This window comes from Chloroflexus sp., assembly GCF_034432675.1.
Classification (GTDB): domain Bacteria; phylum Chloroflexota; class Chloroflexia; order Chloroflexales; family Chloroflexaceae; genus Chloroflexus.
On the sequence record NZ_DAOUBI010000206.1, the window covers coordinates 17,174 to 40,493 of the forward strand.

Sequence of the window (23,320 nt, forward strand, 5' to 3'; positions counted from 1 at the left end):
TCAAGAGACGACGTTCTCTGTTCAGCATATCACGTCGCGCCACTCTGAGCAATTGCTGCTTCGACAATCTCGATGCCAACCTCGTTCAGGCCACGTGCTTTTGCAAGTTGCTCGGCGGCGGCACGCAAGCTGCGGCTGAAACTGATGCGGGCAAGGTAGGGGACGGCCTCAAGGGCTGCGTTCAGCCGCTCGGTTGCCTCTTTTGTCCAGGGCATCGTTTCTGCAGAGGTCGGTTTGGGTGGGCCGGCAGGGCCGGGATTGATGGTCTCGACCGGTAGGAAGCTGATCACCGTTTCGTAGAACCGATTCACCAGTTCTTGCATGATATTGGCGGCGCCGGCATAGCCCATAAACGGGGTGCCGGTGGTGCGACGGACAACCGGGCCGGGGAAGGTTGCGGAAATGAAATGGGTACCGCGAGCGTTAGCTTCGGCCAGATAGATCTTCTCGTTGATACTACCGAAGACGAAGGCCGGCACTTTGGCATGCAACCGTTTGCGAATCTCGATATTGTCGGGTTCATCTTCCCGGCGCGGGCGGCCCGATACCCAGGCAATCTTCATCCCCAGCTCGTCGCCGAGAAAGCTGCGCAGGCCATCGGCATAGCTGCGGGCAGCGACAATAGCGCAATCCACGGTGGCAAACCAGTCGCTCTGCGGCCCACGCCACAAATCCCACACCGGCTGCAGGGTGGTGCGCTTCTCGCGCTCAATGAAGGCGTCGACTTGGGCCGGATCAATGCCCAGCAACTGCCCCAATTCGTGCAAAAAGGCCGTTGTCCCAAACACGCCAAACGGCGCAAAGAGGTACGGTCGTCCCAAATCTTCAGCCAACCCCTGCCCGAATTCGCGGTACATCACCACATTAACTGCCGCTTCAGCCAGTTTGGGTGTCGTGGCAATGCTGCCTTCGTAGGGGTAAACGAGATTGATCTCAGCGCCAATCCCGGTGATCAACCGCTTCAGTTCGTAGAGGTCGCTGGGCGCGTTGAAGCAACCAAGGGACGGCCCGATAATGTTGACTGTGCGCGGACGAGGCTGGACATCCGCTTTAACAAAGGGCTTGCCGTACTGTTCCCAGGCAAAGCGCAGAGCGCGTTCACGCCCTATCCATTCGTCCTGTTCCAGAGATTGGCTCCAGAAGAAGCGGGCGTCGGGATCAATCTGGGCAACCAGTTGGGCGTGATCGGCGCTGATCATCTCACTCTCAGCCGTGGAGATGACCAGTAAGCGTTTGCCTTCCAGCATACCCATTGTGCGCAGATCGTCGATGGTGCGAATGAGAGCTTTGGCGGTACCGTTGATGACATCCTCTTCGCGGATCGAGGTTGGGGTTAGGTTAGCCATATGTGGCAAGGCGTCGGTATAATCGGTGACCGCCATGCCGAGCAGGTTGTAACAACCGATTGGTGCATCGCAGACGATATGTACATCGGGGAAGCAGCCAAACACCCACGACGCCCCCCAGTAGCTACTTGTGTCAGAAATATCGCGGATCAGCGTGATACTCATCGATGTCCCTCCCGGCGATCATCACCCTCGAAGAAGGCCAGCATGCGGTCGTAGATGGGCTTGCGATTGAGCAGATCACGGACAAAGGTGAGCGAAGCGATCATACCCCCGGCCAGGAAGAGGGGGCGCACGCTGAGGATGTTGGTGTAGTAGACGGCGGGAATACCCTTCTCTTTAGCGTAGGCAGCCAGTGTCGTGGTGCCGATAATGAGATCAAACGACCAGTGTTCCATTGCCGCCTTATCATCTTCCAGGGTTTTGCGATAGATAACGGCCTGCGTGCCGTGCGCTTTCAGCCAGGCTTCGTCGGCGGCAGTGAGCGCACTCGGCCCGATACTCGTGCTCACATACGGCACATGGGCACCGCCTTCGATCAACAGGCGGGCGTAGAGCATCTCATTCCCTTCATAGCCCGAAACCAGGATGGTCGCGCCCTGCAATGGCTTACTGGCCAGAAAACCGCGCGCAGCAGCTTCTTCCTCGGCAGCAACCCGTTCGACCGCATCTTCGTCGAGTTCAAGGGCTGCCCCAATCGCACGGAGCCAGGCTGCACTACCGTCGGCACCGATGGGAGCACCGCTGATCACCGCAACACCGCGCTCACGCAACACACCAATCGTCTCGCGGTAGAAGGGGTGAAGGGCCGCGACTGCGGCTGCCCGCCCCGCCTGCCGAATCTCATCAACATACCGACCGGGGAGCGTCGTGACGACTCTCCCACCCATCCGGCGTACAACCCCGTCTATCAACAACGGATCGGCAGGAAAGACCTCACCGATCAGGGCCAGGGTGCCCGGCTCGTGATCACCGCCGGTGTCGATAAAGCGCCGCATCACCGCTGCCAGGGCAACATCTTTGGCTTCAGGATGGGAATGGATGGCATACGCGGGTACCCGCACCAGAATAACCGGCTTGCCGTCAATCTCTTTCGGCAACAACTCTTCGGCCAGGCCGGCTGTTTCGGCGACACAGAGTGAAATAACCGGGATAAACGTGGTATTAGCCGCTGAGGCAGCCTCGGCAATTGCGGCATTGGCTGCTTCCTGAACCTTGCCGCTCGATAATTCAGCCGTACCGAGAGCAGGAGCAACGATGCTCTTGCGGGCGGCGTAGAAATGGGTGACGAACGTCAGACCGTACAAACAGCCGGTATCGGTAACCATTGCCGGTTGTGCGCCCTCGATCCTGGTCAGTATCCGTAAGGCTCCGAAGGCCGGGCACATCGTTTGGGGATGGAGTTTGCAGGCGCCACCACGAAACGGTTCTGTCGCTGGATCGGCACCCGCCGGCGTCAGGGAAATGATCTCGGCCATACTAACTCCTCTGCCTGGACACAGCCACTTTGCTGGGTTCCAGGATGATGATACGGGGAAACGGACAGTTGGTATTATACAACAAAATTCTTGCGTAATAAGTCATGCAGGATAAAGATAGTGGCGGGTTGGTGCGCCAGCGGGTTAAAACCCTGCCTCAATCCGTGGAAGCCCCTGCGAGGCTGGCCTGCCGGCGAGAAGGGGGCGAGTTAGCGTGGATCGGCGGGTTAAAACCCTGCCTCAATTCATTAAAGCCCCTGCGGGGCTGCCTGACGGCGGGGAGGGGGTGCGGGGCGGCGAATGAGAAGGGGGCGGGTTAGCACGGATCGGCAAGTTAAAGGCCTGGCAGGTTGAAACCCTGCCTCAATCCGTGGAAGCCCCTGCGGGGCTGGTCTGCCGGCGGGGAGGGGGCCGGTCGTGCCACGACGTGCTAGATGGATTGCCTTACCCGCTCGTTATGCGCGTGTCGCGAAGTTTGAGTGCGGCAGCCGTGCTCACGATCCGGCGCGTGGCACGCCGTTGACCACCCTGGTCACGGGGATGTTTTGTGTACTCGTCACGATCATGGGGTCTATCAGGAATGAATGAGAGAACTTCTCGTAAATGTTTTTGAAACAGGTTCTACTCTTCATCAGGCCACGGATCGGCGCTGAACTGATCGTGTACCTCTTGCAATTGCACGTCGGCGTAGCTGGCGTAGAAGCTGCGGGTGACTTCGACGCTGCGGTGACGCAGGATTTGCGAGACTTCGGCCAGCGAAACGCCTTCATTCAGCAGGTGATACCCGACAAAGTGGCGAAAGGTGTGTGGTGTGACTTGACGTAATAACTCAGCTTCGTCAGCCTTCCCTTCCCAGACCAGGCGGTCGGCAAGAGTGTTGGCTGCCCCGGTGACGATTCGCCAGCCGCTGATACGCGACAGGCGTCCACCACCCGTGCGGGGGTCGAAGGCGATGAAGAGCGGTTCGCGGGCCGCTGGCCAGTTACGAGCGACCAGGTAGCGTTGCAGCGCCTGTTCGGCGTGGCGCCGGATGAAGAGGGTTCCCTCGCGGCGACCCTTGCCGCGGACGATCACCCGCGGCAAGATACGCCGGTCGCGGGCAACATCCCCAACATCGAGACCGAGTACTTCCGAGATACGGGCACCACTCGAAAAGAGCAGGTGCAAGAGAGCCGCGTTGCGTAAGCGGGACAGCATTTGGCGTTCACGCTCTTCGCCCTGCGGTTTATCGTAAAAGCGTACCAGTCGGCGCAGATCAGGTGGGGTTGGTGCGACCGGATCGGGCAGCCGGGGCAGTACCCGACTGACTTCGGGGCGGGCGGCGGCAACCCGAAATGAGATGGCACCCTGCGAGTCGGCAAGGGCCAGAAAGCCGAACAGCGGGCGCACGTAGGCGTGAACAGTTCGCTCAGAGAGTCGTTCGCGCCGGCTATCAGCCTGAGCCGCAGCCCGCTGTGAGAGGTCGTAGCTTCGTTTGCGCAGAGCACGAGCGTAGGCGACCAGATCGGCTACCTGCAAATCGCCCAGACACTCGCGTCCGTTCCGTTCGGCCCAGCGCACAAAGATGCGCAGCGCAGTTTCGTAACTGGCAATCGTTGGCCGGGCGTGGTGGCGTTGACGTTCACGAGTGCGCTCGTCGAGTTCGTCGTCATCGTCGTCATCGAGGCCGGCACTGGCCAGCCGTGCCAGCCAGATCGCTCCGGCCACACGGATTGGCGTGGTCGGGGTCAGTGGTTGCTCGCTGAGGTTGAACGTCGCCTGCTCCTCATCCATCGGTCTATTCCTCATTGCAGTCGTCTACAGGATGCCCAGCGCTACTGCGCCGATAATCAGCACACCGGCAATGATGCGATAGTAGCCGAAGAGAGTGAAGTTGTGCGTTGCGATATAACGTAAGAGCCAGCCAATGCAGCCATAGCCGACGATCATCGCCACCGTTGTGCCGAGTAGCAGCCGGCCCCAATCGCCACTTTGAATCTGATCGAGACTGCCGATCAAATCGACCAGTGTCGCCAGGCCGAGGGTTGGAATGGCCAGGTAAAACGAAAAAGCGGTGGCAGTCGCTCGATCAAAACCGGCCAGTAGACCACCGACAATTGAGGCGCCGGAGCGTGACACCCCCGGAATCAGGGCGAAGGTTTGGGCGATACCAACAATCAGGGCGCGGCGGTAGGAGACGTTGCTAAAATCGACGGTGGCAGTCGTTTGGGTTTGCCGCGTACCGTTCCATTCAATCCAGAGGAAGATAAAGCCGCCAATGATCAGGGTCGTTGCCATCAGCAGTGGCGACTCGAACAACACGGCTTTGATGAAGTCGCGGGCTAACAATCCAACCGCGGCTGCCGGCACAAACGCAATGATGATTCCCAGCCAGAGTGTACGAGCCGTGGTAACGGTCGGCGTATCACCGCGCCCGATCACAGCGTTAGCCTGCGTAAGCAGATCACGCCAGTAGAAGATCAAGACCGAGCAGACTGTACCGAACTGGATGGCGATTTCAAATGTACCACCAATGCTGCCCTGGTAGTTGAGCAATTCGCTGATCAGTAGCAAATGGGCAGTTGATGAGATTGGTAGCCATTCGGTAATACCCTGAACAATCCCCAACACAACAATTTGCCACCAGTCAGGATTAGCCGGCACGGTCACCAGCAGAGCGAAGGCCAACAAGACACTAAAGCTGATAAATAGCCCTGAACGAGGCAGCGTGATCGATTGAACTTGCATTGCAGGTACAAACTCCTTACATGTTGCAGTAGGTGACATTGACGAGAGGCGTATCACCTGTTATTTCTGGATTTCAAGCGGGTTCGGCCATCACCAGTTCGATAGCAGTGGCAACCGCAGCCACTGTAGCCCGAATGTCCTCTTCGCTATGAACAGCCGAGACAAAACCACTGCGCCCCCGCATCAAATCGACACCATTCAGGTGCAACGCCATCCGCAGTCGGCGCAGGATTTGGGGATCACCCCCACGTTTAAGTGTGGCAAGTGGCAGATTGCGCGGAATCTCACCGGGGATCAGGTCGGTTGCCGGATCGACGAACAGGTGAAAGATCGATCCATCACCGAAGGCTGTCCAGCCACGCAAACGATACGAAGCAAACAGTTCGTTGAGCATCTGGATGAGCATTGTGCCACGTGCGGCAGCGATAGCACCGGGTTCGCCGGTAGCGACGGCACGTAGCATAGCAATGCCGGCAGCAGCAGAGAGAGGATTGGCGTTAAACGTTCCCTGCTGGCGGATGCGTCCACGGGGGCCATCCTCGTCATGGGCCAGCAGGTCGAGGAGATCAGCCCGTCCGACCAGCGCCCCGCCGGGCAATCCACCGGCGACAATTTTGGCCAGACAGACTAAATCAGGGCGTACTCCGGCACGTGTGCAGGCACCACCGGGCGCAACCCGAAAGCCGGTAACGACTTCGTCGGCAATAAGGAGCACACCGTATTGCTGAGTAAGCTCACGTAAGCCGATCAGAAACGTATCCGGGAGCGGGATCGAACCGTAGGAAGCACCTGTGGGTTCGAGAATGACCGCAGCAATGTCGGTATGCGTCGCCAGCGTCGCAGCCACCTGATCAAGATCGGTCGGCAAAATGAGCAAACTTGAGAGGGTTGCCGGCAATACTCCGCGGTGGGGATCATCGGGATCGGCACCGGGTGCAAGCGCGTCGTGCCAGCCGTGAAAATGGCCCGCGAAGCGGATGATCGTCGTCTTGCCGGTAGCGGCGCGGGCAATGCGCAGAGCGAGAGTTGTTGCTTCACTTCCCGACGCGGTAAAGCGAATGCGTTCAGCCGCCGGAATGAGGTTGGCGATCAGATCGGCCCATTCCAGTTCAAGGCGATGATTGGCACCAAGGTGGGTGGCGATGGGGGCTTGCTGCTGAATGGCGTTAACAATGGTTGGATGGCCGTGACCAAGCAGCAAGGCTCCGTGTCCGCACCAGTAATCGATCATCCGATTGTCATCAACATCCCACTTATACGGCCCACTGGCTCGTTCCATGAAGAGAGGGAAGGGATCGGCGTAGCGACCGTCGTGGGTTGCACCACCGGGGAAGCGGACACGTGCCTTCTCGGCGAGCTTCACCGAACCGGCAAATCGCCGACGATATTGCGCTTCGAGCGTCATATCACATTCCTACACTCAGGCGATAGATAAGGGCGGGTGGTAAGCCGTAATTGCGCATCTGTTGTTGAACTTGTTTAATATCGTAGGCAACACGTTTGAACGTAACGATTTGCCGGTCAGTATCGAGGATGAGGTAGGCTGCTCGTGGATCGTGGTCACGCGGTTGCCCGACACTACCTGGATTGATGAAGTAGCGTGCATCAGCGGTGAGCGCCAGTTGACTATCTGCTGCTGGCATAATCCGTTCACAATGGCTATCGTTACGTGGACAGCGGAAGGCAAACTGGACGTGGGAATGACCGATAAAGCAGACCGGTTCGCTAAACCATTCGAGATTCGCGATGGCTTGCGATGGCATCAACAGGTATTCCCAAATTGGTTCGCGCGGGCTGCCGTGGGCCAGGTAGTAGTGGTCATTGGCGCTACGGGCCGGCGGCAGTGGAAGCAGCCATTCGCGATTAGCCGCGGTGAGTTGGGAGCCATTCCAGAGGTTTGCGCGCCGGGCATCGGGGTTAAAATCGTTAAGACTAATCTTGCCCAGACAGGCCAGATCGTGGTTGCCGGTGAGTGTTATCGCAGCGTGGTGCCGGATCAGCTCGACGCATTCATTAGGGGCCGGGCCATACCCTATCGTATCACCCAGACACCACAGTGCATCGAAGGAGCCGGCATCGGCCAGGACAGTCTCAAGGGCAACAATGTTCGAGTGTATATCAGAAAGAATAACGATTCGCATATTACACAATATTTTGACGATGCTCGCAGCCAGATCGTATAATTGGCAGCGACCCGGTTTTGAGGAGCGTCGCCGCTATGCTTGAACCTTCAGGACACTGCCCATACCTCGGTTTGAAACAGAATCAGGCGATCCGCTTTGCGTCACCAACGCCAGAGCATCGCTGTTATGCTTCCGGTCAGGCACAAGAGATTCCTCGCGTTGAGCCAGATTATCAGGTTCGCTATTGTCTATCGACCGATCATGTACGCTGCCCATTATACATGGGGATGCCGTTACCTACAACGTCAGCCCCAGAAGTTGTACCGGCAGGGGTACCTTCGATCATGGTCAGTTCACCGCCATCGCCATCTCCCGGTCTGCGGGCATGGCTCTCTGACCTGACCCCGCGTGATCGGCTGATCTATACCGTTTTGCTTTCAGTACTGGTGATAGCACTGATCGGGTATGCCCTGGGTGGGGTAGCGTTCGTTAGCACTCTCTTCACTCCTGCAGCATCACCATCAGAGGTCGTGCCCGCATCGGCAACACCGACAGCGCCGCTAATCTCACCGACAATTGCAGCCAGCGGCGATAGCACTGCTACCCCATCGCCAACGCTGACTGCTTCACCAACGCTGACTCCATCGCCGACAGCAACTCCCTATGAATTGATACCGGTGACCAATACGCCGACGGTGCCGATCTTTATTCCGCCGCCGCCACCACCACCGCCGCCAACTCCGACGGAAACACCGTTGCCAGAGGTGCCGGGTGAGCTACCAACTGAGGTGCCGCCGGAGACGCCGACCGAGGCGCTGCCTGCGCCCACTGATACACCGCCGGAGACACCGACCGAGGCGCTGCCTGCGCCCACTGATACACCGCCGGAGACACCGACCGAGTCGCCGCCTGCGCCCACTGACACACCGCCGGCACCCACCGAGGCACCACCGGAGGTGCCGACTGAGATACCCTCTCCTGAAGTTGTGATCGAGGCGTCATCGACGCCCGAACCGCAACGCACAGTCACACCGTAGGAGTGAACAGACGAACACCGATAGAGGCCGGTCTTGTGCCTGTAACCTGTTCATGCCAAAACCGGTAGGGGTTAGCCTTATACCTGCCCCTACCGGTTCTGATGTTGCTGAGGTGGGAGTGAGATCTGCTATTGGTTTCGGTGTCGTATCATCGGGTTACTTTATCTGCCTGTACACTTTGATGTGTGTCGAGCTGTTTCATCATCTGATCGGCCAGATAGAGAATCTGTTGAACGAAGGGATGTTTTGGTTGTTTGAGAATCAGTGGTGTGCCACGATTAACCGCCGTGACGACCGGTTGACCGCCACTCATCACGTGAAAGTTGATCTTACGGCGTAATACGCGCTCGATTTCACTCACACCAATGCCGACGCCTGAGTTAGATCGGTTCAGAACAATACTGATCGCCCGTAGATCGATGCCTAACTGGTTAGCCAGACCCAGGAATAAACTTGTATTCTTCAGTGGGCCAATTTCCGGTGTAATGACTAGCAAGACGTGATCGGTGCGATCAAAGACGGATAATGTGCAATCATCGTAGCTGGTCTGGCAATCAACCACCACGTAATCAGCATTCATAGCCAGTAAATCCAGAATGCGAGTCATATGTTCAGCGCTTACCAGCTCTGCCTCTTCGGGTCGTGGGGGAGCGAGTAAGGCTTGCAGTCCTGATGGATGGGAAAGCAGAACCTGTTTTACCATCTCCTGCTCGATCTCGTCGCCGCTGCGAACGATGTCAATGATACTGCGCGTGGGTGCAATGTTGAGATGGACGGCAACATCACCAAAGGTGAGATCGGCGTCAACAATCACGACCCGTCGGCGCGAACGCAGGCGTAGCGCCAGCGCCACCGATACCGCAATTGTTGTTTTGCCAACACCGCTCTTTGCTCCGAAGACGGTAATCACCTTTCCGCGTTGTACTGGTGCAGCCGGGGTTTCAATTGTCGTGCGTGCCAGAAGGTTCTTAACCCGGTAGACCAGCTCTTGCGGTTCAAATGGTTTAGCCAGGTAGTCATTGGCACCGGCTTCAAAGCCGGCAATCTTGGCACTAATATCGCCTTGGGCGGTAAGCATCAGAATCGGGACTGTTTTGGTCAGCGGATGCTGTCGCACACGCTTACACAGGGTGTAGCCATCGATACCGGGTAGCAACACATCACAGATCAGGGCATCGGGTAGATTCTTGTAAAATCTGCTGTAATGCCTCTTCACCACTGGCAGCACGCCGCACTTCGTAACCGGCGCCATGCAGCACCAGTTCGAGCATCTCGGCAACGGTATCGTCATCATCAACGATCAGCAGTGTATGGGGTTTCATCTACGTGCTCCTCTCTGATGCACTGAGGCGATCAAGCAAGGCTGATAAGGCACCGGCAGCCAGTGGAATGAGTAGATAATCATCGACACCGAAGGCAACCGTAGCCGCAGCACGTGGTTCGGCAGTTGCCGGGGCAATGGTGACGATACGTCTCTTGGCGAAGCGTTCGCGCAACAGGATGATATTCGCAGTGCGTGCCCCTTCAATCTGCGTCATATCGACCAGAATGAGGTTGGGTGGAATTGGCGCTTCATACTGCAAGGCACGTTCAACATCATCGATCATATCGTACATCAAACCCTGGGCAGTCAGCGCCTGGCGCAGCATGCGACGTTGAATACCATTAGCACTGATGATTAAAGCCCGCCAGGAGGGTGCCTCGGTGCGGATGGTTGCTTCGTCTTTTGCGCCTGGTAGCAGAAGCGGCGGCGCATCACCGGCGGTTGTGTCAACAACGATGCGGTTGCGACCGGCGTGTTTGGCCTGGTAGAGGGCTGCATCGGCAGCCTGCATCACACCAAGCTGGCTACGGTGGTGTGGATAGCCGGCAATCCCCGCGCTGAAGGTAACGGTGAATTCGCCGGCAGGTCCATAGTGACGGAGTGCAGCAAAACTGGTGCGAATCGTGTCTATCAAGGTACGGGCTTCTACCAGTGAGGTATTGGGGAGGGCAACCAGAAACTCTTCGCCACCGTGGCGACCGATAAGGTCACTTTTACGCAGCCGCTGTTGCAGGAGGCGGGCAAAGCTGCGTAAGACCTGATCGCCGATCAGATGCCCATACGAGTCGTTAACGCGCTTGAAGTGATCGATATCAATAATGGCGATACTCAACGGTTGTTGCAGGCGCTCGGCACGGGCGAACTCGCGCCTCAATTCCTCTTCAACCGCCTGATGATTCAGCAATCCGGTTAGACTATCGCGGATGAGAAAGCGCTGGAGATAGCGTGCACGCATCGCTCGTGCCGAGATTGTTGCTACCAGATCGGCCGGTGAGATTGGTTTGGCAAGAAAGTCGTCAGCACCTAATGAGAGCACCGATTGCTGCTGTAACCGGTTGGTCTCAACCGAGAGAAAGACGATGTGTATGCCGACGTAGCGATCTTGCTGGCGAATAATGCTAGCCAGTTCTTTACCGCTGCAAATCGGCATATACATATCGAGAACGATGAGATCGGGTTGAAATACCTGCAACTGGTTCAGGGTCTCTCGGGGATCGGTAATCGCCCGCGCATGGATGCCGGCTATTTCCAGGCTGTGAACACAGGTGTGCCCAAACTCATAATCGTCATCCACAATCAATACGCGCAGGGGAGTGTTTTCTTCGACACCGGTCAGCCGGTCGAGGGCATTGATCAACTGCCCGGCATCGACCGGTTTGGCGAAATAGGCATGCCCTCCACTGCGTACTGCTGCCAGACGGGCAGTAAAGTCGTCACGTTGTGAGATATAGATGACCGGTATTGGTTCGGTGCGTTCGCGTTGCAGGTTGGCAATGGTCTCGGTACCGGCCAGATCACTCTCTGGGAAGGCGATGTCCATAATGATGGCTGCCGGATTGATGGCACGGATCAGGGTTGGCAGTCCTTCCAGATCGCTCACCAGATGGACATCGTAATTAAAGAGGCGCAACTGATCAACCAGTTTCGCAGCGAACTCGCGATCATCTTCGACCAAAACAATGGTTTGCGGACGACCGTTTGGCTCGCGTGGCGTTGCTCGGGGTTGCGGTTGCGGGATAGGCGGTTCAGGCTCCGTGTTTGCTGTGGTTACTGGTGGTGGCTCTGATGGCGCTGTTGATGGTGTGAGTTGATCCGTTTCCGGTACCGCTGTGGAGTCGCGGTATTCGTCTACCGCATGTTGTAGCAATGCAATCTGTTGGGCCAGATGTTGATGGGTGAGAGTGTCCAGGGGCTGGTTGTGTTCAAGCCACTCTTTCAGCCTGAGATCGATGTCACGCGCTACCGCACCGAGGTTAGCGAATCCGAACATCGCTGCCGAACCGGCTAGTTTATGCGCAAGCTGGCGTAGATCTACGCCAGCCGTCTTATCCCAGTCGCTCTGCACAAGCTGGTTCCAAGCTGCATGAATAGCCGCCACACGTTGAGTAATCTGCGCAGCGTACTGTTTGCGCAGTGCTTCGAACTGTTCAGCGGGATCGGATTTCATTAGCTTTCAACCAGATTGCTGCAACTTGTTCTGATAAGGTCATTGGATCAAAGGGTTTGGAGATAACATCAACTGCCCCTAATGCCAGATACTGCTCGACTTCGTGGCGCTGGACGCGGGCCGTCATGAAGATAACCGGTGTGTTAGCCAGAGCAGGACGTTTCCGTAGCTCTTTCAGCGTGGTTGGCCCGTCCATTCCCGGCATCATCACATCGAGCAAAATCAGATCGGGTGCAAACTGTTCGGCGGTAGCGAGTGCTTCTGCACCTGAACTACAGATTTGCACTGTATAGCCGCCAACCGCCTCAAGCGCCAATTGGGCTACCATTTGAATATCGGGATCATCCTCGATGAAGAGGATTTTCTGTAGTGATGTCACAACGTTAACTCCTTTCCTAACGAGCTTCATTTGGGGTAACCGATGACGAGACCTGCTGATCGAGCAAACGACTGACCGTTGTTAACAACTCGGTGTTGGTGGTGCGCGATTTAACCATCGTTACCGCCACGCGATTGACAATCTCCGGCTCCAGATCATGCACTGAGAAGAAAATAACCGGTACCGATGGTTGCAGACGCTCGATCAGCGGCAAGAGATCAGCGCCATTACCATCGGGCAGATGTTGATCAAGAATGACCAGATCAAACGCTTGTGCTTGCAGCAATGCCTGCGCTTCACTGATGGTTGTTGCTGCTTTCACGTCGGCAATTTCAGCCAGGAGCAGGCTTACGACTGCTATAACATCGCTATCGTCCTCTACGTGAAGAATGAGCGGTCGACCGGCACTAGTGTGGCGGGTAGCCCGTCGCAAGGTAGCGAGCAGGCGTTGCTGATCGATAGGCTTTGGCAACCAGTCTACCACATCCAGGTCGCGACCGTTTGTCAGTTGCTCTTCGCCGGCACGGGCCGATACAACCACAACCGGCAATGTGCGGGTGTGGGGTTGCGTGCGTAATTCGCGCAAGAAGGCGCCCCCATCTTCGTGAGGCCATAGCAGATCGAAGGTGATGGCTTGATACTCACGCTGAGCCAGCAAGTCACGCGCTTCAGCCAGGGAATAGGCGATGTCGGTTGCATAGCCTGCTTGTTGCAGCATCAATGAGAATAAGGTAGCAATGTCGTGATCATCTTCGCAGATCAGAATCCGTGGCCTGTCGGATTGGGGTGGCAGTGATACGGTAGTGTTTGTATTGGGGCGATACTCGGCCAGATCAACGTAGAAGGTTGTGCCTACCCCGCTGGCAGTGACAAAGCCGATCTGACCGCCATGCCGCTCGACAATCGCTCGACTGATGCTTAAGCCCAAACCGGTACCACCCTGTCGGCGGGTATTGGACGAGTCGGCCTGGGCAAATTTTTGGAAGATGCGATCACGGAATTCAACCGGGATACCCGGCCCATGGTCGGTAACCGTGATGCGTATTCGTCCGCGTGGTTCGCACCCGATGGCGACTTCGACTTTGCCACCAGGCGGAGAGAACTTGATTGCGTTCGAGATCAGGTTCGTAATGACCTGGGCTATGCGATCGGGATCGGCATATACCTGGATGCCGGGTAAGGTTGCAGTAAGTTCAATAGCCACATCATACTGTTGCCCAAAGCCGCGGTTTGCCTCAATCGTCTGGCGTACCAGTTCGTCGAGGACGACTGGCTGAAACTTAAAGACTATCTTGCCCGACTCGATCTTCTCGATGTCGAGAATATCGTTAATGAGACGGATCAACCGTTCACTATTCTTCAGGGCAATGTCGATCATCGAGGCTGCCCGTGGTGGTAATTCGCCGACTATCCCACCGGCCAGTAAACCGAGCGAGCCACGAATAGAGGTGAGCGGTGTGCGCAGCTCGTGTGACACAACGGCCACGAACTCGTTTTTCATTCGTTCGATGGCACGCCGTTCGGTCACATCGCGGAAAAACCAGACTCGTCCGTAGTATTCACCTTCGGCACTGATTACTGGAGCACTATAACGCTCGAACGTGCGACCATCTTTCAGCTCGATCTCGGCCTTGCCACTAAGGCTGGGATTGACATATAACTCTTCAATATCGTTCCGTACTCGTTCGGGATCGCAGACTTGGGCCAGCATCTTTTGCATACTGACAGCGCAGGTTGTTTCGTGCACCGGCATATCGGACAGCCCCCACATCTCGAGAAAACGGTGGTTTGCGTAGAGCCAGTGGCGGTCAGGCGAGACAACTAAGACGCCATCCGGTGAGGCCTCCGTCTGGCATTCGAGCAAGGTTTTTTGAAAACGCAGCTCTCGTTCGGTCAGCAGGCGGGCCGTAATATCGTGGAAACTGGCAACAGCGGCGTAGACGTTTCCCTGTTCATCGTAGAGTGGTTGGGAGTTAATCGAGAGCCAGGTCAGATCGCCAGCGGGTTTCCGAATGCCCATGATCACGTCATTAAGTGCCAGGCCGGTGGTTAGCGAGACCATGATCGGGTGCTCTTCAGCCGGAAATGGGCTGCCGTCTTCGTGGATCACCTGCCAGTGCGGATCGAAACTGGTACGTCCGATCAACTGATCGTGACTCAGACCAAGAATACGTTCGGCGCTGGCGTTGCAGGTTTCAATCTCGCCTGCACGATTCATCACCACGATCCCCTCACTCATTGCCGTAATCACCGATCGATAACGAGTCTCGCTGGCCCGCAACTGCTCTTCACTCTGCTTGCGGGCTGTGATATCGAAGCGGACAGCAAGATAACGTTCGGGCTTACCATCCTCACCGATAAACGGTACGATGGTTGTATCCACCCAGAAAAGCCGACCATCTTTAGCCCGATTGCAAATCTCGTTCCGCCAGATATGCCCAGCTTTAATGGTTTGCCACAGGTCGGCGAAAAACTCTGGTGGATGAACGCCGGATTTGAACATGCGATGGTCTTTACCGATCAATTCATCGGCGCGATAGCCGGTGATCGCGCAGAAACGTTCATTCACTTCCAGGATACGCCCTTCAGGGTCGGCGATTGAGAGAATAGTTGATTCGTCGAGGGCATTCATCACATCCCGGCTCTCTTTGAGCGCTGCCCGTAGCATGCGCTCCATCTCTTTTTGCTGCGTGATGTCTGACTCAATGGCGATAAAGCGGATCAGATTATGCTGATCGTCGTAGACCGGGGAAATATTGAGTGCCAGCCAGTATGGTCGCCCTTGTTTTGTGTAATTGACGATTTCGGCCTTTACCGATTCGCCATTATCGAGTGCCTGCCTGATGCGGGCTACAGTTGCTGGATCGGTCTCTGGCCCTTGCAAAAACTCGCCGGGCTTCCGACCGCGTACTTCGTCGAGGGTATAGCCGGAAATGCGGGTAAACCCTTCATTCACCCACTCGATCCGACCGTTGCGGTCGGTGATAATTACCGCGTTATCGGTATGGCGGGCAACCAGCGAGAGCATGCGCAGTTGTTCAGCTTCGCGACGGGCGCGGCGCGTATATGGGCGCAGCACGAACAAGCCGCTGGCAATAACCAGCAGAAAAATCGTTGCTAAGACGCCGGCCTGCGAAAGCGTAATCTGATTGCGTAACTCCTGGCTCTGGGATAGCAGCAGGTCGCCTGACGTGCGGAGATCACTCTGCAAGACAGCAACAATACTCTGGATTGCACGCAGATCGGGATTGTCGCGATTGAGTTGATCGGCAGGAGCTTCGACTAACCTGTTCACGTGCAACAGAAAGCGGTCGAGGTCGGTCGTCATTTGGGCGATTGAGGGTGCGGAAGTAGAGACCAGCATCCGTTGATGCGTTTGCTGGATTTCGGCGCTCAGGGTACGTAATTCAGCGCGTAATGATGCGGCTTGTGCGGCATTGGCAAACAGAGCCAGCTCATTGGCAAAGAGGGCTGCCTGCTGAATACGGACTTGTTGCTGATGCGTCGCTTCCAGCATAGTGTCATTTTGTGACAGACGCGACGTGTTTGCTGTCAGCAGCCAATAACCGCTGATTATCAGCATCCCAATCGTTACAAAACTAAAGATGTAGGTTTGGGTAAGACGACGGGTTGGTGATAGATGAGCCATACATGCACCCTTTCTGATTGGGTTGCCCTGAGGTGTTTTGCGGTGAAGTGACGAACGTTTTTGCCGTCGCCGCATTTTATATACATTATACGCTGCAACCATTTCCAGACCATTGCCGGTTGGTAATGGATCGTTCATGTCGTGCATTGCCTGATAATTTGTTACAATATCGCCATGATCGGCAGAGCGTAAAGAAAAGCGTGCTTCAGGTTACTATCGTGTTAGGTGGCTGAGCACCCTACTTTATCCGCACAGGCATAGTGCCCGTTGCATCAGCGAAGTAGTACGTGAGCATACATTTTTCCACCGGCAACGACGATTGCCTGCTGGATATCGGTAAGGAACGAACAATGCTTGAACGCTGTATTACTGATGTAAAGCTCAGCAAGGAAGAATACACGCAACTGACTCCAGGGTTGCAGGCGCGGCTCTTTGATCTCGAACAGATGCTGCTGGAAGCGCGTATTCCAACCATCTTTGTATTTGAAGGCTGGGCCGGCACCGCCAAAGCCCGCACAATTGCAACCCTGACCCGGCGCCTTGATCCGCGTGGCTTTCGGGTGCATTCGATTACCCCACCGCGTACCTATGAGCAACAGTATCCCTGGTTGTACCGTTTCTGGCTCAAGATACCCAGCTACGGTCAGATGAGTTTCTTTGATCGCTCGTGGTACCGTGAGTTATTGGCGGCTTATATCACCGGTGGTAGTCGCGACGAATGGCGTACTCATTGCGAAGATGCGGTTATTTTCGAGCGGCAACTGGCCGATGATGGTGCACTCATTCTCAAGTTTTGGTTACATATCACGAAAAAGCAGCAGGCACGGCGCTTTGCCAAATTGCTGGCCGATCCACTCAATGCCTGGCGGGTAACCGAGGAGGATCGCCGGCAGCATCGTCACTATAAACAGGTCTATCTGGCCGTTGAAGAGATGCTCACGCGCACGGATACCGCGTTTGCACCCTGGCACATTATTCCGACTGCCGATAAACGTTATGCCCGGCTCACCATCTTACAAATCATTGTCGGTGCTCTCGAGAGTCGGCTGGGGATTACAGCCACCGACCGTCAGGCCAGTCTTGATGATAGTGGTTTGGCGTTGCGGCGTTACTATGTCGATTTGCGAACACCGCTACTGGCCGGTTCACCTGTGACATCGGTGAATGCAGATACTTCTCCCGCTACGACTACGTCCCTGCAACAGGGTGAACCAATTACAACACCAGTTGTCGTTACGCCGGTCGCCCCACTGTTACGGGCAGCCAGCCCGTTACAGCGCGTTGATTTAAGTTTGCGTCTTGATGATGATACGTACCACCGGAAATTGAAACGATTGCAGGCCAGGATGTATCTGCTCGGCTTACAGGTGTACCATCAGAAGCGACCGGTCGTGTTTGTGTTTGAAGGCTGGGATGCAGCAGGTAAGGGAGGTGCTATTCAGCGCCTGACGGCGGAGCTTGATCCGCGTGCCTATACCGTGCACGCGATTGCTGCTCCGGCCGGCGATGATAAAGCTCGCCACTACCTGTACCGTTTCTGGCGACGGTTGCCGCCACGTGGTCAGTTTGCGATCTTTGACCGCTCGTGGTACGGTCGCGTGTTAGTTGAACGGGTGGAAGGATTTGCTCGTCCCGATGAATGGCGTCGCGCCTATGCCGAAATTAATCAGTTTGAACGCCAGTTGGTTGATTTTGGCGCGATTATTGCCAAGTTCTGGCTGCATATCAGCCCTGAAGAGCAACTACGCCGTTTTGAAGAACGGCAGCACGTGCCGTATAAAGCCTGGAAATTGACCGATGAAGACTGGCGCAATCGTGAAAAGTGGCCGGCGTATCTCGAAGCAGCCGATGAGATGCTGCTCCGCACCAGTACGCCCTACGCGCCGTGGACGATTGTCGAGGCAGAAGATAAAAAGTATGCCCGGATTAAGATTTTGCGCACTGCGGTTGAGGTGTTGGAAGCGGAATTGGGGCCGGTGAAGTTAGAGTAAGGCAGGTTCGTTATGACTGGTCGATGGTTACACTGGTTGATCTGGATCGCCGGCGCACTCCTGGTGGCAGGTGGGTTGGAGCTGGTACTTGGGGTTGGGGGTGGCGGGATTGGCGTTGCGCTCAGTATCATTGGCGGTGGGCTGATCCAGTATTGGCGAGAACGTCCTGCCCTGTCGTGTGGGATACGTGGGCCACGTTTGCACCCCTTGCAAGTAAGTGCACTTGGGCTGATGGGGTTAGGTGTGCTGTGGTATCACGGGCAAGGTGGTGGTGCCATCGCGACGCTGAGTACATTCTGGCCTACGTTGGGAAGTACCTGGATTCCACTCGTGCTGGTGGTGGTCGGAGTAGGCTGGTTGAGTCTCCTCAGCATCCAGAGCAGTTGTCGTGATGAACAGTTGCTTGTCATGATGGGAGAGCGCGACCGGCGCTGAATCGAGTGCATAGTGCTCTGGATGCTGTTCGCCGGTGAACAGCATGATTCATTGTAGTGATAAAGCCTATGAACACGATCTGGCATCTTCTTCAAACACAAGCAGAGCAGTACCCTGATCGCGTGCTGCTCAGGTTTGCCAATCAGCAATGGCGGTATGCGGAGGCGGTGGCTCTGGCACGTCGGTCAGCCGGCGTGCTCTACGAGCTTGGTGTGCGTCCAGGAGATCGCGTTGGTTTGATGATCGGGAACACTCCCGATTATCTCTGGGCGTGGTTCGGCTGTGCCTGCCTTGGCGCGGTCGTGGTACCGATCAACCTGCATCTGAAAGGTGAAGTGCTGCATTACATTCTCGATCATGCCGGGGCAACTGTTTTGATCATTGAAGCGCATCTGTACGAGCGGATTGCGGCGTTGCGTGCCCAATTACCAGCGTTACGGCATCTGGTAGTGCGAGGAATTGATACGGTGCCGTCAGATGCTATCCACTGGCACACCGCCCTCAGCGGGGCGCAACCGGTTGATCCCTCACCGGGGAGTGCGACCGACCTGCACAGTATTCTCTACACCTCTGGCACGACCGGCCCACCTAAAGGTGTGATGCTCAGTCATCACGCCTATCTCCACTCGGCGGCCCTCTTCGCTGACGTGATGATTGGTGCGACAGCCGATGATGTGTTTGGTACCAGCCTGCCGCTGTTCCATATCAATGCGCAGGCGCATACGGTATTACCGGCCATCTATCGCGGCACGACGATTGCCTTGCTCGAGCAGTTTAGTGCCTCGCGCTACTGGCGCCAGCTCGCCGATCTTGGGTCCACTATCTGCAATTTGCTGGCAGCGATGATCCCGATACTGATGAAGCAGGCGCCTTCCGCCGATGATCGGGCGCATCGCGTGCGTATTGCAGCCTGTGCGGCGACGCCGCCTGATTTGTGGCGCGCCTTTGAAGAGCGGTTTGGGTTGACGATTATTGAAGGGTATGGTCTGACCGAGACCACCGGTTTTTGTGTGGCTAATCCACGCGATGCGGTGCGGGTTGGTACCTTTGGCAAGGCGATGCCGGGGTTCGAGCTGGCGATTGTTGACGCCAACGATCAGCCACTGCCGGCGGGCGTGCCCGGCGAGATAGTGATTCGTCCGCAGCGTGACCATCTGATGATGATGGGTTACTATCGCCAGCCAGAACAGACGGCGACAGCAATGCGTGGTGGGTGGTTTCACACCGGCGATCTGGGGCAGCTTGATGAAGCCGGCTATGCGATTTTCATTGATCGGCTTAAGCAATCGATTCGGCGCCGTGGCGAGAACATCTCATCGTGGGAGGTTGAACGGGCGGTCAATGCTCATCCTGCCGTGTTAGAGAGCGCAGCGGTCGGTGTGCCTAGCGAACTCGGTGAGGAAGAGGTGAAGGTAGTTGTGGTGTTGCGTCCCGGTGAGACCCTCGATCCGGTTGATCTAATACGCTGGTGTGAAGAGCGGTTAGCTTACTTTGCCGTACCACGCTATATTGAGTTTCGCCAAAGTTTGCCGAAGACGGCGACCGAGCGGGTCGAGAAGTATAAGCTCAAAGCCGAGGGTGTGGGAAACGCCTGGGATCGCGAGGCTGTCGGTTATCGGGTGAAACGTTCGTGAGCGCAGAGTTTGTTGGGGGAAGTGGTATCTGCGGTGCAGCGGTAGCGTGGGTTGCGATGGAGGCTGTGCAGCGGTGTGAGTTCAAATCTTCATCGATACTGTGCATGATTGTCGAGGATAGCTATCGTCGTTGGGGTGTCCAGGGCATCGTATTTCACCGATGGTGGCGCCGTGGCAGCAGTGCGTTGCGACCCGCCCCCACCCTCACCCGTCCCCAGCGGGGACGGTTGCTAGGGATGCCAGATGGCTCCCGCTGTCGCGTGACGGTTCAGGGGTGTGGTATCCTGCGGGATGCGGGTTCTGTGTGCTGTTACGGGTAGGGAGCGAGCCGGAGGCTCGCGTTCCCAGAGGATGCCATTGGTTTGTCCACCACGACGGAGCGTTCACGCTCAAGAGCGCAGATTGAGGGTGACGGTAGATAGTGGGCCATATAAAACCAGATTTGATACAATATTGCTTCGAGCTAGAGCCGGTATCACCTCTCCTAACCGCCAATCGCCAGTGCCCGTTCGATCAGGTGGGCTGCGGGTTGTTCGCGCAACCCGGCATTGACGATCTGATTGGCAATTTCGATGGCAGCAATACCTGCTTCACCGCTGACCGGTGGTGCAGTCTCGTAGCGTACGGCTTCGCAAAAGCTGCGTAGTTCTTCGTAGAGAGGTTCTCGTCGTGGCACTTTCATCCGGATGCTGCGCCCCTCGCTCACACCAAGTAGTGCCAGTTCCGGCCAGGCTTTGCCCTGACACGAGTCGTTTTCGTAAAAGGTCAGGTCTTGGGTCAGGTAGTTCGCGACGAACATCCCACGCTCACCGATAATGCTCAGCTCGCGGATCTTGGTTGGCGTCAGCCAGTTGATGTCGAGAATACCGATCATGCCATTTTCAAACCGGAGTAACGCCGAGAGCATGTCTTCGTGGCTCTGGTGAATGTGACGATGGAGTTCGACGTGCATACGCATAATCGGCGAGCCGATCAGATAATTGAGAATGTCAATCTCGTGGGTGGCCAGATCGATGACCACGCCGACATCGGCGATGCGGCCCGGAAATGGTCCCACGCGCCGTGATGTGATCTGAAACAGGTTGCCCAATTCGTGGTTGTCGAGTTGTTCTTTCAGGGCAATGATGGCCGGGTTGAAGCGTTCGATGTGTCCGACCGTAAGAATGACACCGTGGCGACGGGCAGCTTCGATCAACAACCAGCCCTGCTCAACCGTTGCGGCAATTGGTTTTTCGACCAGAACGTGCACACCACGGGCAATCGCAGCGTTGGCAACGGCAAAGTGGTGTTTTGTCGGTACAACGACCGAAACCAAATCAAGCTCCTCGTTGGCGAGCATGGCATGATAATCAGTATAGATCCGGCAGCGGTAGATGTTTGCCAGGCTGCTGGCGGCTGCATAGTTGGTATCACAGACGGCAACCAGCTCGACATCTGGCATGGTGGCGTAGACGCGGGCGTGGTTGCGTCCCATGCTTCCGACACCGATAACAGCAGCGCGCAGTGTGTGTTGTTTCATGGTGCCCTCCCCCCTGATGAACGAGGTAATCTCAGTATGCGCCTTCGCCCTTCAACAGGGCCGGAATTGTACGATAGATGATCAGCAGGTCGAGCCAGATCGAGTAATTGCGGATGTAATGCATGTCAAGACGCACCCGATCAGCGTAACCCAGGTTGCTACGTCCGCTAATCTGCCACAAGCCGGTGAGGCCAGGACGTACCATCAGCAGGTTGTGTTGCCAGCGCCCAAAATGGTGCATCTCGGCAGCGGTGATCATGCGTGGCCCAACCAGACTCATCTGGCCGAGCAGAACATTAATCAATTGAGGTAACTCGTCGATGCTGGTGCGGCGCAGAAATTTACCGACGCGGGTAATGCGGGGATCGTCCTTGAGCTTACCCTTCTGTGCCAGTTCTTCACGTTGAGCAGGGGTCAGGCGCCGGTCACCATCTTCGTACATTGTGCGGAACTTAAACGCATCGAACTGGCGATAGCCGACACCCATCACGCGACGACGGTGAAAGATGTTGCCCGGACTATCGAGCCGAATCGCGATTGCGACGATCAGGAAGAGTGGTGCGAGCAGGATAAGGCCGATCAAGGCGCCAATGCGGTCAATCAGCAATTTACTGATAGCGTGGATGCCGGTAATACGGGTTTTATTGAGGCTTAGCAAGGGAACTGCGCCCTGCTCAAGCACCTGTACACCGATTGTCAACAGATCGAATAAACCGGGTGCCAGGCGGACTTCGAGACGATTCAACAAATCCATTGCGCCGTCGAGCACGATCAGTCGTTCGCGAATGAGATTGGTATCAGCGATAATAATCGTCTCGATGTCAAGCTCATTCACTAACCGGATGAAATCGCCGGTAGTTCCCAGCACGCGGTCTGTGCCGACCTCACTGCCAACCGGTAGACGGTCGTCGATAAAACCGACAATATTGGCGCCGGCCCGGTGCTCGGCGGATAACTGTTCGGCAATTGCCCTTCCCTCATCAGTGGCGCCGATGATCAGTATGCGTTCGGTTAGATGGCCTTTTGCCCGTAAGTGGTAGACAACCCGGCGGAAGCTGAAGCGCCACGCAATTGTCAGTGTCACGGTAAGAATCCAGCTCATCACCAGCCAGCCACGGGCAATGACAATGTCGGGGATCAGAAAGGTTAGGATGACGACGAAGAGCATCCCTTTGCTGGTGGCGTTGAAGACTTGATTGTACTCGTGGGTGCCATTGAACAATGCTGTGCGCTGGTAGAGACCGTGCATAGCGAAGATGCCAATCCAGCACGGCACCAGCATCGCGATCAAGATGCTGTAAAACTCTGGCTGCATCGCACCTTCGACAAAGACCGGCAGGTTGGTAAAGAAGCGCACGATGTACGCGAGCACAAAGCTGGCCGTGACAACCAGCGCATCACCGAGGATCAGGGCACCGATGATAGCTATTTTCTGATAATCGATTGCCCGGTGATCAGACCGGCCATAGGCTGTCGTCGTCAATTCAACGCTGGATATGCTCATAGGAACC

The 23,320-nt window shown here is 56.2% G+C and carries 17 protein-coding genes; 4 read left to right on the forward strand and 13 right to left on the reverse strand.

The window, feature by feature from the left end; all coding sequences use genetic code 11:
• Nucleotides 1–29: 29 nt before the first annotated feature.
• The 6 genes from VAE55_RS15540 to VAE55_RS15565 all read right to left on the reverse strand — a co-directional run bounded on the left by VAE55_RS15540 (nucleotide 30) and on the right by VAE55_RS15565 (nucleotide 7,692).
• On the reverse strand, nucleotides 30–1,511 hold the full coding sequence (locus VAE55_RS15540) for a nitrogenase component 1 (protein WP_322816646.1): 1,482 nt from the start codon (nucleotides 1,509–1,511) through the stop codon (nucleotides 30–32).
• Nucleotides 1,508–2,824 (reverse strand): chlorophyllide a reductase subunit Y, encoded by a 1,317-nt coding sequence (gene bchY, locus VAE55_RS15545; protein ID WP_322816647.1) that lies wholly within the window; start codon nucleotides 2,822–2,824, stop codon nucleotides 1,508–1,510. The genes VAE55_RS15540 and bchY overlap by 4 nt, the downstream gene beginning before the upstream one ends.
• A gap of 621 nt (nucleotides 2,825–3,445) precedes the next feature.
• The gene (locus VAE55_RS15550; protein ID WP_322816648.1) at nucleotides 3,446–4,597 is read right to left on the reverse strand and encodes a tyrosine-type recombinase/integrase; all 1,152 of its coding nucleotides are present in this window, start codon (nucleotides 4,595–4,597) and stop codon (nucleotides 3,446–3,448) included.
• 24 nt (nucleotides 4,598–4,621) lie between these two features.
• Nucleotides 4,622–5,551, reverse strand: a complete 930-nt coding sequence (locus tag VAE55_RS15555; protein WP_322816649.1) for an undecaprenyl-diphosphate phosphatase — start codon at nucleotides 5,549–5,551, stop codon at nucleotides 4,622–4,624.
• A 73-nt stretch (nucleotides 5,552–5,624) separates the two neighbouring features.
• On the reverse strand, nucleotides 5,625–6,956 hold the full coding sequence (locus VAE55_RS15560; protein ID WP_322816650.1) for an aspartate aminotransferase family protein: 1,332 nt from the start codon (nucleotides 6,954–6,956) through the stop codon (nucleotides 5,625–5,627).
• Between the two features lies 1 nt (nucleotide 6,957).
• Nucleotides 6,958–7,692 (reverse strand): metallophosphoesterase family protein, encoded by a 735-nt coding sequence (locus VAE55_RS15565; protein ID WP_322816651.1) that lies wholly within the window; start codon nucleotides 7,690–7,692, stop codon nucleotides 6,958–6,960.
• Between the two features lie 77 nt (nucleotides 7,693–7,769).
• Here VAE55_RS15565 and VAE55_RS15570 point away from each other — a divergent pair, with 77 nt between their 5' ends.
• Nucleotides 7,770–8,711, forward strand: coding sequence for a hypothetical protein (locus tag VAE55_RS15570; protein ID WP_322816652.1), 942 nt, complete (start codon nucleotides 7,770–7,772; stop codon nucleotides 8,709–8,711).
• 148 nt (nucleotides 8,712–8,859) lie between these two features.
• Here VAE55_RS15570 and VAE55_RS15575 read toward each other — a convergent pair whose 3' ends face one another.
• Genes VAE55_RS15575 through VAE55_RS15595 form a run of 5 tightly spaced genes read right to left on the reverse strand, consistent with a single transcriptional unit; the run spans nucleotide 8,860 to nucleotide 16,230 of the window.
• Nucleotides 8,860–9,939: a response regulator gene (locus tag VAE55_RS15575; protein WP_322816653.1), complete on the reverse strand. Its 1,080-nt coding sequence runs from the start codon at nucleotides 9,937–9,939 to the stop codon at nucleotides 8,860–8,862.
• Nucleotides 9,872–10,033, reverse strand: a complete 162-nt coding sequence (locus tag VAE55_RS15580; protein WP_322816654.1) for a hypothetical protein — start codon at nucleotides 10,031–10,033, stop codon at nucleotides 9,872–9,874. Before VAE55_RS15580 ends, VAE55_RS15575 begins: the two co-directional genes overlap by 68 nt.
• On the reverse strand, nucleotides 10,034–12,202 hold the full coding sequence (locus VAE55_RS15585; protein WP_322816655.1) for a diguanylate cyclase: 2,169 nt from the start codon (nucleotides 12,200–12,202) through the stop codon (nucleotides 10,034–10,036).
• Nucleotides 12,183–12,581, reverse strand: a complete 399-nt coding sequence (locus VAE55_RS15590; protein WP_322816656.1) for a response regulator — start codon at nucleotides 12,579–12,581, stop codon at nucleotides 12,183–12,185. Before VAE55_RS15590 ends, VAE55_RS15585 begins: the two co-directional genes overlap by 20 nt.
• 16 nt (nucleotides 12,582–12,597) lie before the next feature.
• Nucleotides 12,598–16,230: a PAS domain S-box protein gene (locus VAE55_RS15595; RefSeq protein WP_322816657.1), complete on the reverse strand. Its 3,633-nt coding sequence runs from the start codon at nucleotides 16,228–16,230 to the stop codon at nucleotides 12,598–12,600.
• A gap of 350 nt (nucleotides 16,231–16,580) precedes the next feature.
• On the opposite strand from VAE55_RS15595, the gene VAE55_RS15600 reads away from it, so the two are divergent.
• The 3 genes from VAE55_RS15600 (at nucleotide 16,581) to VAE55_RS15610 (ending at nucleotide 20,290) form a co-directional block, all read left to right on the forward strand.
• Entirely contained in the window at nucleotides 16,581–18,221 is a 1,641-nt protein-coding gene (locus VAE55_RS15600) for a hypothetical protein (RefSeq protein ID WP_322816658.1), read from the forward strand.
• A gap of 12 nt (nucleotides 18,222–18,233) precedes the next feature.
• Nucleotides 18,234–18,656 carry a hypothetical protein gene (locus VAE55_RS15605; protein ID WP_322816659.1) on the forward strand — a complete coding sequence of 141 codons (423 nt, stop codon included), beginning with the start codon at nucleotides 18,234–18,236 and terminating at the stop codon, nucleotides 18,654–18,656.
• 68 nt (nucleotides 18,657–18,724) lie between these two features.
• Nucleotides 18,725–20,290, forward strand: a complete 1,566-nt coding sequence (locus tag VAE55_RS15610) for an ATP-dependent acyl-CoA ligase (protein ID WP_322816660.1) — start codon at nucleotides 18,725–18,727, stop codon at nucleotides 20,288–20,290.
• Nucleotides 20,291–20,774: 484 nt separating this feature from the next.
• Here VAE55_RS15610 and VAE55_RS15615 read toward each other — a convergent pair whose 3' ends face one another.
• A complete protein-coding gene (locus VAE55_RS15615; protein WP_322816661.1) occupies nucleotides 20,775–21,809 on the reverse strand; it encodes a Gfo/Idh/MocA family oxidoreductase in 1,035 nt (344 codons plus the stop codon).
• 31 nt (nucleotides 21,810–21,840) lie between these two features.
• The gene (locus VAE55_RS15620) at nucleotides 21,841–23,313 is read right to left on the reverse strand and encodes a sugar transferase (protein WP_322816662.1); all 1,473 of its coding nucleotides are present in this window, start codon (nucleotides 23,311–23,313) and stop codon (nucleotides 21,841–21,843) included.
• Between the last annotated feature and the right edge of the window lie 7 nt (nucleotides 23,314–23,320).

Bases quoted from the DNA above. Each gene is read 5' to 3' on its own strand.
- VAE55_RS15540 (WP_322816646.1), bottom strand. From the start codon at position 1,511: ATGAGTATCACGCTGATCCGCGATATTTCTGACACAAGTAGCTACTGG.
- bchY (WP_322816647.1), bottom strand. From the start codon at position 2,824: ATGGCCGAGATCATTTCCCTGACGCCGGCGGGTGCCGATCCAGCGACA.
- VAE55_RS15550 (WP_322816648.1), bottom strand. From the start codon at position 4,597: ATGGATGAGGAGCAGGCGACGTTCAACCTCAGCGAGCAACCACTGACC.
- VAE55_RS15555 (WP_322816649.1), bottom strand. From the start codon at position 5,551: ATGCAAGTTCAATCGATCACGCTGCCTCGTTCAGGGCTATTTATCAGC.
- VAE55_RS15560 (WP_322816650.1), bottom strand. From the start codon at position 6,956: ATGACGCTCGAAGCGCAATATCGTCGGCGATTTGCCGGTTCGGTGAAG.
- VAE55_RS15565 (WP_322816651.1), bottom strand. From the start codon at position 7,692: ATGCGAATCGTTATTCTTTCTGATATACACTCGAACATTGTTGCCCTT.
- VAE55_RS15570 (WP_322816652.1), top strand. From the start codon at position 7,770: ATGCTTGAACCTTCAGGACACTGCCCATACCTCGGTTTGAAACAGAAT.
- VAE55_RS15580 (WP_322816654.1), bottom strand. From the start codon at position 10,033: ATGAAACCCCATACACTGCTGATCGTTGATGATGACGATACCGTTGCC.
- VAE55_RS15585 (WP_322816655.1), bottom strand. From the start codon at position 12,202: ATGAAATCCGATCCCGCTGAACAGTTCGAAGCACTGCGCAAACAGTAC.
- VAE55_RS15595 (WP_322816657.1), bottom strand. From the start codon at position 16,230: ATGGCTCATCTATCACCAACCCGTCGTCTTACCCAAACCTACATCTTT.
- VAE55_RS15600 (WP_322816658.1), top strand. From the start codon at position 16,581: ATGCTTGAACGCTGTATTACTGATGTAAAGCTCAGCAAGGAAGAATAC.
- VAE55_RS15605 (WP_322816659.1), top strand. From the start codon at position 18,234: ATGACTGGTCGATGGTTACACTGGTTGATCTGGATCGCCGGCGCACTC.
- VAE55_RS15610 (WP_322816660.1), top strand. From the start codon at position 18,725: ATGAACACGATCTGGCATCTTCTTCAAACACAAGCAGAGCAGTACCCT.
- VAE55_RS15615 (WP_322816661.1), bottom strand. From the start codon at position 21,809: ATGAAACAACACACACTGCGCGCTGCTGTTATCGGTGTCGGAAGCATG.
- VAE55_RS15620 (WP_322816662.1), bottom strand. From the start codon at position 23,313: ATGAGCATATCCAGCGTTGAATTGACGACGACAGCCTATGGCCGGTCT.